Below are 11,834 nucleotides of genomic sequence, written 5' to 3' on the forward strand. Positions count from 1 at the left end.
TCACAGGCCGGGCGGCAACGTGATCTCGGTCGGTAGCCCGGGCAGTGCCGGCAGCGTGATCACCGACGGCAGTTGCGGCAGCGGGTACGCCTCGCTCGATGGGGTGGTCGGCGTGGTCGTCGGGGTCGATTCCTCGGTGGACGCCGTCGGAGCTTCAGGTGCGGTGGTCGTGGTAGCCGGATCGCTCGATTGCGGGGGAGTCACGCTCGCGCTGCTCGACGGCCGGGTGGTCGTCGTGGTGGGCACGGGCGTGGTGCGGGTGATCGGCTCCTGTGGCGGGGGCCCCTGCGCGAGCTGGATGATGCCCCAGACGATTAGCGCGATCAGAACCGCGATGAGGATGCCCCACCCGGCCAACGCAAATGGTTTGCGCCAACCGGGAATCGGGTCGTCGGTCACGGGCTGCGCGGGGCCGTACACGTCGTCGCCGTAATGGATGTAGACGGTCGGCTCATCGACGCCATAGTCCGCCGGCGCGTGCCTTGCCATGGTCGCCGACACTACTGGCGGTGGTTGGGGGGACGCGGCTCCCACACGCTCGGGTTCCGATCGGCCGTCAAACGTTGACCTAATTGCAACCAACTCGTTAGGGCAGGGCCGGGATGGTCGTGGGCAGCCAGGACGGCCAGTGATGCCGACGCGTTGGCTCTTGGCGGGTCGGTTGTTGCGTCGGCGGGGCGACCGCAGTGCTGGTGGTCTGCGGCGCGGTGGTGGTGGTGGGTGTGGTGGTCGACGGCGGCGTGGTGGTGGTCGTGGTCGTCGTTGTGGTGGTGTGCGACGGCGTCGTGGTGGTGCTCGGCGTGCTGCCGGTGCCCTGGTCTCCGATGAGCTCGATGATGCCGTAGACGATCAGTGCGATCAGGATCAGGACCATCAAGCCCCAGCCGATGAGCACCACAGGCCGGCGATACCAGGCGGTGGGCTCGGTCCCCTCGTCGTCGAAAGGATCCAGCGATGCTTCACCCTCGAACCGGTCGGGACCTCGCGGCGGCGGTTCATCGCCCTGCGGGCGATCGCCACTACCGACGTCTCTGTACCGCGTCGGCTCATTGTTGAAGTTGTCCGGCGGGCCTGCCACGGCACCGATCGTACTGACCCGCGCTTAGAACGTGCTGACCTTCTCGACACTGACGAACATGCCGTGGCCTGTGTGGCTGTTGGTGAACCTGGTGCCCGCTTCCGACGCGTCGATCGTCCAGCCCTGAGCGTCGTAGGTCTTGTAGTCGATCGTGACGGTGGGAATGGCGCCCAGGTTGCCCAAAATCCACTGCACAGAGCCCCCGGAGGTGATGTTGACGCCGTTGGTGTGCTCACCATCCTGCAGGGGTGAATCGGTGAACGCAGCCTCACACCCGACGCTGTCTTTGTTGATCTGGCAGCGCGTCACGCCGGACTTGGTCTCGATGAAGACATAGCCGTTCTGATCGGGCGGCAGCGGGATGGCGCCGGCCGGTGCGGTCGGGTTGGCCGGCGTGGTCGGTGGGGCTGCGATGGGGTTCGACGGTGCCGCCGCGCTGCTCGACCTCGGCGTGGGGAACGAGGGTTCGGTGGGCCCGGTACCCGGCGCGGCGACCGGCCGGCCCTCGATGACGGAGCTGCAGCCCGAAGTCAGCAGGGGACTAGCCAGCAGGGCCGCGAGCACCAGCGAACCACCCGCCAGGCCTCGCCTTGCGTTCTGCGAAAACCGCACGCGTCACTCCCGAAGTTCGGAGATATCAGTCGTAGATTACGCACGAGGTGGGGCAAGGTGCCGGGGTGACGCGCTTTTGAAATGTCGCTGATAGCAAAGTGTTATCGCCGAGTGGCAGGAAATGTCCGCGGCCGCTGACCCACGGTGTCACCAGCCTCAGCGATGGAACCGCTTGGCGGACTTGGGCATCGGCGCCCGCGTCGTTGGTCGCTCGCCGAGCGAGCAAGTGAATGCCATCATAGAAGGGTGGGGTTGTCGCAGTTCACGGATCCGCCACGGCACGTCGGAGTCCTGCTGGCCGCGGGTGCCGGCCGACGGTACGGCAAGCCGAAAATCCTGGTCCAGGGCTGGCTGGAGATCGCGGTCGGCGCGCTGCGCGACGGGGGCTGCACCGACGTCGTTCTGGTCATGGGCGCCGCCGAGGTCCCGGCCCCGCCCGGGGTCACGGCGATCACCGCGCCGCTTTGGCACGAGGGGCTCAGCGTCTCGGTGCGCGACGGCTTGGCTCAGGCCGACCGCATGAACGCCGACTACGCGGTGCTGCATGTGATCGACACCCCCGACGTAGGCCCCGCCGTGGTGGCGCGGGTGCTGGGCCGCGCGACCGCCTCGCCAAGCGGTCTGGCACGCGCACACTTCGGCGACCGGCCCGGGCACCCGGTCGTCATCGCGCGGCGGCACTGGCCCGAGGTACTGGCCCAAATATCGGGAGACCAAGGCGCCGGGGCGTATCTGCGCAGCAGGCGCGACGTCGAGATCGTCGACTGCACCGACCTCGCCGGCGGTCAGGACGTCGACGAGTCCGGCTAGCTCACAGACCCAGCAGCTTCTCGGCGTTGCGGTGGCTGATGCGTGCCCGCTCGTCGTCGGTCAGGGGGAGGTTGTCCATAAAGGCGCGGGCCGCCTTCATCGATCCGAACGGATAGTCGGCGGAGAACGCCACCCGGTCGATGCCGACTTGTGCGACCAGGTTCGCGTACATCGCCTCGTCGTTGAAGTTGGCGAAGGTGTAGGTCAGGTTCTGTCGTAGGTAGGTGCTGACGGGGTGTTTGAGCCCGGTCAGCTCCGGCTTCAACGTGGCGTCGAATCGCGGCAGCATGAACGACGTCGCCTCGCCCATGTGCCCGATCACTACCTGCAACTCCGGATAGCGGTCGAACACGCCACCGAGGATCAGCCGCAGCACGTGGGTGGCGGTGTTGATGTGCCAGCCCCACCCCACCGTTGCCAGCGCGAACGTGACTTCAGGCGCGAACCCCGCGTAACTGGACTCGATGACGGCCGTCGGCGGGATCGTCGGGTGCAGGTAGATCGGAGCATTCAGCGCCGCGGCGCGATCGAGAACCGGCTCGAAGTAGGGGTCGTCCAGGTAGCGGCCTTGGCTGTGCCCGTTGATCACCGCGCCAAGGAAACCGAGCTTGAGCATCGCTCGCTCCAGCTCGTCGGCCGCCGCATCGGGCGCGCTGATCGGCATGGTCGCGAAGCCCGCCAGCCGACCGGGATACCGGCCGACCGCTGCCGCGAGTTCGTCGTTGCATTCGCGGGCCAGCGGGGCGGCCTTGGGGCCGTCGAGTTGTTCGACGCCGGGCGCGGCCAGCGAGAGCACCGCCAGATCGACACCCGCCTCGTCCATCGCCGCGATGCGGCCATCGCCGAGATCGGCGATGGGTTCGATCACGCCCGCGCGCGACGCGAGCCAGCTGCCCGGTCCGCGCAGGAATCCCGCTGTGGCGTAATGCTCTTCGAGTGCGATGGTTCGCACTTAGTTGTCCTTAGGTCGCCAGCACCCGGCTGGCCGCGGTCCAATAGGGCAGCTCTTCGCGTTTGGCGGCCCACCGGATCGTCTTGGTGTACCCGTATTCGCTCAGCGTCTCCTCGGCGTGCTCGCGCCCGAATCCGCTGTGGCCGACCCCGCCGAATCCGGTGCCGATCGCAATCCGGACGTAGTTGTTGACGAACACAGCGCCGGCCCGGATCTGCCGACTCACCCGCAACGCGCGGTCGCTGTCCTGGGTGAACACCGCCGCCACCAATCCAAACGGTGTGCTGTTGGCGATTCGCACCGCCTCAGCTTCTTCGGAGAACGGGATCAACGTGACCACGGGACCGAAGATCTCTTCCCGGGCGATCCGCATCCGCGGAGTCACGTCGGTCAGCACGGTTGGTGATACGTAGAAGCCGTCGGCCAGGCGGGGATCTTCGGGCAGCGGCGCCTGGGCCGCGATGCGCGCGCCCTCGGCCACGCCGAGCTTGAGGTAGTCCAGCACCTGCTTTTGCTGCGCGCGGGTGACCAATGGCCCGACATCGGTCATGGCGTCGGCGCCGTCGCCCACCCGCAACCGAGTCACCGCTTTGCACAACTTCGCGGCGAACTGCTCATAGATCGTGTCCTGCACCAGGATTCGCGACGACGCGGTGCACGCTTCGCCCTGGTTGAAGAAACCACCGTCAATGGCGGCCAACAGCGCCTCGTGCACGTTGGCGTCATCGAACACGACTAACGGGTTCTTTCCGCCCAGCTCCATCAGCGTCGGGGTGAGGTTGCAGGCGGCATTGCGCATGACTGCCGAACCCGTCCTCGGCGATCCGGTGAAGGAGACCTTGCCCACCAGCCGGTGTCCGGCCAGGGCGGCACCCACCTCGCCCCTGCCGGGCACGGCGTGCACTACGCGGTCCGGAAGCACCGACTGGATCAGTTCCACCATGCGCAGCACCACCGAGGGCGCCTGCTCCGGTGGCTTCACCACGACGGCATTGCCGACAGCCAGTGCCGGAGCGATCTTTCCGGCGGTGTGGATGGGTGGCCAGTTGAACGGCACGATGGCGGCGATCACCCCGTACGGCTCGAGGGTGGTGACGTCCAGGACGGTGTCGTGGTCGCGCGCCCGGTTCGGCAAGGCCTCCACGATGCTGCTGAAGTATTCGAAGATGGAGATCGCCGCTTCGAGGTCGAACTGGCGCGCTTGGGCGATCGGCTTGCCCATTTCCCGTGACTCGAGCATCGCGAGTTCATCCGCGTGCGCGCGGATGACTTTGGCGATCTCACGCAGGTAGGCACCGCGCTCCCGGGCCGGCCGCTGCTTCCAGCGCAGGTGTGCGGCATGGGCTTTGCGCACCGCCTGGTCAACCTCGTTGGGCCCCGCTCCCTGGACCACGGTGATGGTCCGGCCGGTGGCGGGGTTCTCGACGACGAATTGGTCGTCGGTGGAGGGAGACGACCAACGCGTTCGGGTTCTGGTCAGGGGGGGAGCTTGCAGAGTCATTGGCACGTCCAGCAAGGTCGGGGGTGGGATGGTCGACGGGCGATACGGCACGCTCGACGAAAACGACGCTACGTTTGCCCGCCACATCAGGGCCAACGAAAAGTTTTGATGGCTCTCAGCACAGTCGGTGATAATGGCTGTATGGAGCTTCGCCATCTTGAGTACTTTCTGGCGGTCGCGGACAACAGGAGCTTCACTGAGGCAGCGAAGAAACTGCACGTCGTCCAATCGGGTGTGTCGGCGACGATCAAGGCCCTGGAACGCGAACTCGGCGCCGAGCTATTCGTCCGGGGCTCTGCGGGAGTGGAGCTGACTCCCGCAGGAGAGGAGCTGCGACCCCGCGCCCGCGAAACTCTGGACGCCGCCCGCGCGGCCAAGGACGCTGTCAACGCCACCCGCGGCTCTGTACGCGGCACTGTCGCGGTGGGGATCCTGACGTCGATCAGCGTGATCGACATGCCCGCGGTGCTGGCCGAACTGCATAGCAGGCATCCCGGGGTGACGGTGCACTTGCGTGCCGCCAGCGCCGGCTCGGCCGGGCTCGCCGGCCAGCTCCGCGACGGTGATCTCGACGTTGCCTTTCTCGTCTTCACCGGGCCGCCGCCGGCCGACCTGAATGCCCGGCTCGTTGCGGCCGTCCCGCTGCTTCTAGTGGTGCCGGCCGATCATCCACTCGCCCAACGGGATTCGGTGCCATTGGCCGAGTTGGCGGGAATGTCGTTCGTCGACAGCCCACCGGGATACGGCACCAGAACCGTGATCGACAATGCGTTCACCGCCGCCGGCGTCGAGCGGACCGTCGCGGTGGAGGTCGCCGACCTCGGCACGGCGGCCACCTACATCCGCAACGGTCTGGGGATCGGCTTCCTGAGCTGGACCATCCTCGACGAGATCGATGATTTCGGCTTGGCCACGCTGCGGGTGAGCGACTACGACCTGGAATGGCGTTTGTTCGTCACCACGTCCGCGGCCCGATCGACCAGCGCGGCCACCCGCGCCGTGCTCGCACTGATCGAGGAAATCGCTTCCCGCTGAATTACCCTGCGAAGGATGCCTTTTCGCACGTTAGCGCCGCGCCCTTAGCCGCCACCCCGTAGCCGTAGCGATCGATGACCTCGGCCCAGCGCTCCGTGACGATCGCACGCTGTTCGGTCGTCATCTCGTAGGTGTTCGTCCGGTAGGCTGCCTTGTCGGCAAGGTATTGGCGAAGCCGCGGCGCGTACCGGTCGAAGTCGCCCAGGTCCAGGTGCTCGTACATTTTGCGCAGGTGCCCCTCGGGATCGCCGACCAGATCCTCGTAGCGCAATTCGTAAAACTTTGATGGGTCGACGAGTTCGCGGCCTTCGTCCAGCTTTCGGTACAGGTCGAGGTAGGTGGACAGCACGTTTTCGATCAATCCCTCAAACGTCGGCCGTTGCAGGCCGTGGACAAGCGAGAACGCCTTGAAAAGATTGACGGTCGACGGATATACGACGTAGGGATCGCGCACGATGTGGATGAACTTCGCCTGCGGAAATATGTCCAGCAGCACCTTGATCCGGAAACTGTGCGTCGGGCTCTTGAGGACGATTGCCTTGCGGCGGCGGAAGTACACCTGCTGAACGAACCGAAAGAGGGTCCGTTTCCACGTTTCCAGTTCCCGCGCGCTCAGCTTGTCCATGTCCAGGTACTGCTCGTCCTGGGTCGGCCGATTCGGGAACGCGATGGTCAGGTACGGGGAGGGCAGGCCCAGCATGCACCATGCGAACTCGTCTTCCTGCGGGTGCGCCATGCTCATGTCCATGTTGTCCATGGCGCGGTGCTTCGACGTCAGGAATTCCGCGAATCGGGCAAACCGCTGGGTCAGCAGAAAGTGGTGCGGCGCAATGCATTCGTAGGTCGTGGGACCGGTGTGGCGGTCGTCGAGGACCATCATTTCGTGCAGCATGGTGGTGCCGCTGCGCCAGTGCCCGACGATGAAGATCGGCGCATCGCCGATCGCCGTGTTGGCGACGCGCCTGCCGAATACGATCCGTTGGCACATCCCCAGAAAAGAGTTGACGACGCTGAGCACCGTGTAGAGCGCCGCGTAGTGCCAGCGGCTCCAGTGCACGGCGAAGCGGTTGCGGATCAGCAGGCGCGTCCAGGCAGTGAAGTTGCAACCGATCCACAGCGGTGCGGCCCACTCGTGCCACCACGCCAATCGCGATGCCGAACGTCCGGCCTTCATCGCAGTCGGGGACAACACTCATGCGTTGCGTGCTGCGCAACGACGACCCGCGGAGCAGCCATGACGCTTTCGCCCTTCTCGTGGAGGACTAGGACAGATGCACAACAGTGCAGACGCTACTGCTTAGTTGTCCTACACATGGCAAATTAACGAGAACGTCATTTCCATGACGCGGCGAGTTTGGTTCGACGCCGTCTGGCCTGGTGGAAAGGGGTGGCGATGACTACCGGAAGAATTTTCAGACCCCCGGGAACAAAGCTGCCGATGCCAGCCGTTAGCATGATCGACAAGTTGAGTGACCCAGACTCAATACTGGGTTGACAGGCCGACGCCCCCAAAGGCAGGCTTGAGCGGGGTTCACTCAGCATAGTGGCACCAAACAAGCTCTACATAGTCAGGAGGAATCACTATGGCTCGTGCGGTCGGTATCGACCTCGGGACCACCAACTCCGTCGTAGCAGTCCTGGAGGGTGGCGACCCCGTCGTCGTCGCCAACTCCGAGGGCTCACGCACCACCCCGTCCGTCGTCGCCTTTGCGCGCAACGGTGAGGTGCTCGTCGGTCAGCCCGCCAAGAACCAGGCGGTCACTAACGTCGACCGCACCATCCGTTCGGTGAAGCGGCACATGGGCACCGACTGGTCCATCGAGATTGACGACAAGAAATACACCGCTCAGGAGATCAGTGCCCGCGTGCTGATGAAGCTGAAGCGTGACGCCGAGGCGTACCTGGGCGAGGACGTGGCCGACGCGGTCGTCACCGTGCCCGCCTACTTCAACGACGCCCAGCGTCAGGCGACCAAGGAAGCCGGCCAGATCGCCGGCCTGAATGTGCTGCGCATCGTCAACGAGCCGACCGCGGCGGCACTGGCCTACGGTTTGGACAAGGGCGAGAAGGAGCAGACCATCCTGGTCTTCGACCTCGGCGGTGGCACCTTCGACGTCTCGCTGCTCGAGATCGGCGAGGGCGTGGTCGAGGTCCGCGCGACCAGTGGTGACAACCACCTTGGTGGGGACGACTGGGATGACCGCGTGGTCGAATGGCTGGTCGATAAGTTCAAGGGCACCAGCGGAATTGACCTGACCAAGGACAAGATGGCGATGCAGCGGCTGCGTGAGGCCGCCGAGAAGGCCAAGATCGAGCTCTCGAGTTCGCAGAGCACTTCGATCAACCTGCCCTACATCACCGTCGACGCGGACAAGAACCCGTTGTTCCTCGACGAGCAGTTGACCCGCGCCGAATTCCAGCGCATCACACAGGATCTGCTGGACCGCACCCTTCAGCCCTTCCAGTCCGTGATCAAGGACGCCGGCATCTCGGTGTCCGAGATCGACCACGTGGTGTTGGTGGGTGGTTCCACCCGCATGCCCGCGGTGTCGGAACTGGTCAAGGAGATGACCGGTGGTAAGGAGCCCAACAAGGGCGTCAACCCCGACGAGGTCGTGGCCGTTGGTGCCGCGCTGCAGGCGGGTGTCCTCAAGGGTGAGGTGAAAGACGTTCTGCTGCTTGATGTGACGCCGCTGAGCCTCGGTATCGAGACCAAGGGTGGCGTGATGACCAAGCTCATCGAACGCAACACCACGATCCCGACCAAACGCTCGGAGACCTTCACCACGGCCGATGACAACCAGCCGTCGGTGCAGATCCAGGTGTACCAGGGCGAGCGCGAAATCGCTTCGCACAACAAGCTGCTGGGCTCCTTCGAGTTGACCGGTATCCCGCCGGCTCCGCGAGGCGTCCCGCAGATCGAGGTCACCTTCGACATCGACGCCAACGGCATCGTGCACGTCACGGCCAAGGACAAGGGCACCGGCAAGGAGAACACGATCAAAATCCAGGAGGGCTCCGGCCTGTCCAAGGAGGAGATCGACCGGATGATCAAGGACGCCGAGGCGCACGCCGAGGAGGACCGCAATCGTCGCGAAGAGGCGGACGTCCGCAACCAGGCGGAATCGCTGGTCTACCAGACGGAGAAGTTCGTCAAGGAGCAGCGTGAAGCCGAGGGCGGGTCGCAGGTCCCCGAGGACACGCTGACCAAGGTCGACGCCGCGATTGCCGATGCCAAGTCGGCACTGGGCGGCACCGATATCTCGGCGATCAAGTCGGCAATGGAGAAGCTGGGCCAGGAGTCTCAGGCGCTGGGTCAGGCGATCTACGAAGCGACTCAGGCGGCCGGGCCGCAGCCCGGTAGCCCCGAGTCCGGCGGCTCATCCGGCTCCGCTGATGATGTCGTGGACGCGGAGGTGGTCGACGACGACCGGGAGTCCAAGTGACCGAAGGCAATCCGCAGGAACAGGTAACTGTGACCGACAAGCGGCGGATTGATCCCGAGACCGGAGAAGTACGGAACGTCCCTCCCGGCCCCCAGCAAGGGGAGCCGGGAGGAACCGTCCCGGCGGGTTCCGCGACGGAGCAAGACGCCGGCAAGGTCGCCGAGCTGACCGCCGATTTGCAGCGGGTGCAGGCCGACTTTGCGAACTACCGCAAGCGGGCGCTTCGCGATCAGCAGGCCGCGGCGGATCGGGCTAAAGCCGGCGTTGTCAGCCAATTGCTTGGTGTACTCGACGATCTCGATCGTGCGCGCAAGCACGGTGACCTGGAGTCGGGCCCGCTGAAGTCGGTAGCCGACAAGCTGGAAAGCGCACTGACCGGGCTCGGGCTGGTGGCGTTCGGCGCCGAAGGCGAAGATTTCGACCCGGTGCTGCACGAGGCGGTTCAGCACGAGGGCGATGGCTCTCGACCGGTGATCGGCACCGTGATGCGACAGGGCTACAAGCTGGGCGAAAGCGTGCTGCGCCACGCGCTGGTCGGCGTCGTCGACACGGTGGGTGACGAGACCAGCGCGGTGAACGAGACCGCCGCTGACAGCGACACCGGCGAAAATAACGACACCTCCGGTGAATAAGGCACAGAATCAGGACTACGGAAACAGCGAAAGGTGAGAGGGGGTGACGCGACATGGCTCAGCGTGAATGGGTCGAAAAGGACTTCTATAAGGAGCTTGGCGTCTCCCCCGACGCCAGCCCCGAAGAGATAAAGCGCGCCTATCGCAAGTTGGCGCGTGATCTGCATCCGGACGCGAATCCCGACAACCCCGCCGCCGGTGAACGGTTCAAAGCGGTGTCGGAAGCACACAATGTGCTCTCGGATACCGCCAAGCGCAAGGAGTACGACGAAACCCGTCGACTCTTCGCCGGCGGTGGCCTTGGTGGTCGAAGGTTCGACACCGGCGGCTTCGGTGGTTTCAACGTGGGTGGCGACGGCGCCGAGTTCAATCTCAACGATTTGTTCGACGCCGCGGGCCGTAGCGGCGGGACCAACATCGGTGACTTGTTCGGCGGTCTGTTCGGACGGGGCGCGAGCGCTCGTCCCAGCCGGCCCCGGCGCGGCAACGATCTGGAAACCGAGACCGAGCTGGATTTCGTCGAGGCCGCCAATGGCGTCGCGATGCCGCTGCGACTCACCAGCCCGGCGCCGTGCACGAATTGTCATGGCAGCGGGGCACGCCCGGGCACCAGCCCGAAGGTGTGTCCCACCTGTAACGGCGCCGGTGTGGTCAGCAGCAACCAGGGGGCGTTCGGATTCTCCGAGCCCTGCACCGACTGCCGGGGCATCGGCTCGATCATCGAGCACCCCTGCGACGAGTGCAAAGGTACCGGTGTCACCACCCGCACCCGCACCATCAATGTGCGGATCCCACCCGGAGTCGAAGACGGACAACGTATCCGGTTACCCGGGCAGGGTGAGGCGGGCTTACGCGGTGCACCGTCGGGTGATCTGTACGTGACGGTGCATGTGCGGCCGGACAAGGTCTTCGCCCGCGACGGCGACGACCTTACCGTCACCGTGCCGGTCAGCTTCAGCGAATTAGCTTTGGGTTCAACGCTTTCAGTGCCCACACTGGACGGAAAGGTCGGCGTTCGGGTGCCCAAAGGCACCGCCGACGGCCGCATACTGCGGGTGCGTGGACGCGGTGTGCCCAAGCGCAGCGGTGGCAGCGGGGACTTGCTTGTCACCGTGAAAGTCGCTGTGCCGCCGAACTTGGAAGGCGCTGCGGAGGAGGCGCTTAAGGCGTATGCGGAGGCCGAGCAGTCCAGTGGTTTCAACCCGCGGGCAGGATGGGCAGGTAATCGCTGATGGCGAAAAACCCTAAGCGAGAAGATGCCCGGACGTTTTTGATCTCGGTGGCGGCCGAGCTGGCCGGCATGCATGCGCAGACGTTGCGTACCTACGATCGCCTCGGACTGGTCATCCCGCGCCGCACTTCCGGTGGCGGGCGGCGCTATTCGCAGCACGACGTGGATCTGCTGCGCGAGGTGCAGCGGCTCTCGCAGGACGAAGGCGTCAACCTCGCCGGCATCAAGCGCATCATCGAGCTGACCAACCAGGTCGAGGCGCTGCAGTCGCGGCTCAAGGAAATGGCCGAGGAGGTAGCCGTGTTGCGAGGTAAGCAGCGCCGCGATATCGCGGTGGTGCCCAAGAGCACGGCGCTGGTGGTGTGGCAGCCACGTAGAGGTCGTTAGTCGACCGCCATCAGCGGCACCCTTTGCCTCGTCGGCTTGGGCAGCAAGGGTTTTCGGTGTATTCGAGGAGCGTCGCATCCCGCCTTGAGAGCAGAACAGAGGGCCGGGTGCCGGCCGTCAACGCAATTCATATCGCCTTACTTGTTTCGG

Annotated in this window: 12 protein-coding genes; 6 read left to right on the forward strand and 6 right to left on the reverse strand. The window is 65.3% G+C overall.

Annotation, left to right across the window (positions count from 1 at the left end; all coding sequences use genetic code 11):
* The 3 genes from DB708_RS23800 to DB708_RS23810 all read right to left on the reverse strand — a co-directional run bounded on the left by DB708_RS23800 (position 1) and on the right by DB708_RS23810 (position 1,690).
* On the reverse strand, positions 1–489 hold the full coding sequence (locus DB708_RS23800) for an oligopeptide transporter substrate-binding protein (RefSeq protein ID WP_108925937.1): 489 nt from the start codon (positions 487–489) through the stop codon (positions 1–3).
* A gap of 97 nt (positions 490–586) precedes the next feature.
* A complete protein-coding gene (locus DB708_RS23805; protein WP_409347631.1) occupies positions 587–1,087 on the reverse strand; it encodes a hypothetical protein in 501 nt (166 codons plus the stop codon).
* Positions 1,088–1,102: 15 nt separating this feature from the next.
* A complete protein-coding gene (locus tag DB708_RS23810; RefSeq protein WP_108925939.1) occupies positions 1,103–1,690 on the reverse strand; it encodes a hypothetical protein in 588 nt (195 codons plus the stop codon).
* A gap of 246 nt (positions 1,691–1,936) precedes the next feature.
* On the opposite strand from DB708_RS23810, the gene DB708_RS23815 reads away from it, so the two are divergent.
* Positions 1,937–2,500: a nucleotidyltransferase family protein gene (locus DB708_RS23815; protein ID WP_235616922.1), complete on the forward strand. Its 564-nt coding sequence runs from the start codon at positions 1,937–1,939 to the stop codon at positions 2,498–2,500.
* Position 2,501: 1 nt separating this feature from the next.
* On the opposite strand, the gene DB708_RS23820 is transcribed toward DB708_RS23815, so the two are convergent.
* On the reverse strand, positions 2,502–3,452 hold the full coding sequence (locus tag DB708_RS23820) for an amidohydrolase family protein (RefSeq protein ID WP_108925941.1): 951 nt from the start codon (positions 3,450–3,452) through the stop codon (positions 2,502–2,504).
* Between the two features lie 10 nt (positions 3,453–3,462).
* Positions 3,463–4,953: an aldehyde dehydrogenase family protein gene (locus DB708_RS23825; protein WP_108925942.1), complete on the reverse strand. Its 1,491-nt coding sequence runs from the start codon at positions 4,951–4,953 to the stop codon at positions 3,463–3,465.
* A 141-nt stretch (positions 4,954–5,094) separates the two neighbouring features.
* Between DB708_RS23825 and DB708_RS23830 the strand changes: the two genes are divergently transcribed.
* The gene (locus tag DB708_RS23830) at positions 5,095–5,988 is read left to right on the forward strand and encodes a LysR family transcriptional regulator (RefSeq protein ID WP_108925943.1); all 894 of its coding nucleotides are present in this window, start codon (positions 5,095–5,097) and stop codon (positions 5,986–5,988) included.
* Position 5,989: 1 nt separating this feature from the next.
* Here the strand turns inward: DB708_RS23830 and DB708_RS23835 are convergent, their stop codons facing one another.
* On the reverse strand, positions 5,990–7,162 hold the full coding sequence (locus tag DB708_RS23835; protein WP_108925944.1) for a sulfotransferase family protein: 1,173 nt from the start codon (positions 7,160–7,162) through the stop codon (positions 5,990–5,992).
* Between the two features lie 409 nt (positions 7,163–7,571).
* Here DB708_RS23835 and dnaK point away from each other — a divergent pair, with 409 nt between their 5' ends.
* Genes dnaK through DB708_RS23855 form a run of 4 tightly spaced genes read left to right on the forward strand, consistent with a single transcriptional unit; the run spans position 7,572 to position 11,684 of the window.
* On the forward strand, positions 7,572–9,434 hold the full coding sequence (dnaK, locus tag DB708_RS23840; RefSeq protein WP_108925945.1) for a molecular chaperone DnaK: 1,863 nt from the start codon (positions 7,572–7,574) through the stop codon (positions 9,432–9,434).
* The gene (gene grpE, locus DB708_RS23845; protein WP_108925946.1) at positions 9,431–10,066 is read left to right on the forward strand and encodes a nucleotide exchange factor GrpE; all 636 of its coding nucleotides are present in this window, start codon (positions 9,431–9,433) and stop codon (positions 10,064–10,066) included. The genes dnaK and grpE overlap by 4 nt, the downstream gene beginning before the upstream one ends.
* A 53-nt stretch (positions 10,067–10,119) precedes the next feature.
* Positions 10,120–11,298: a molecular chaperone DnaJ gene (gene dnaJ, locus DB708_RS23850; protein ID WP_108925947.1), complete on the forward strand. Its 1,179-nt coding sequence runs from the start codon at positions 10,120–10,122 to the stop codon at positions 11,296–11,298.
* Positions 11,298–11,684, forward strand: coding sequence for a heat shock protein transcriptional repressor HspR (locus DB708_RS23855; protein WP_108925948.1), 387 nt, complete (start codon positions 11,298–11,300; stop codon positions 11,682–11,684). The genes dnaJ and DB708_RS23855 overlap by 1 nt, the downstream gene beginning before the upstream one ends.
* Positions 11,685–11,834 lie beyond the last annotated feature (150 nt).

The sequence above is a fragment of the Mycobacterium montefiorense genome (assembly GCF_003112775.1).
GTDB lineage: Bacteria > Actinomycetota > Actinomycetes > Mycobacteriales > Mycobacteriaceae > Mycobacterium > Mycobacterium montefiorense.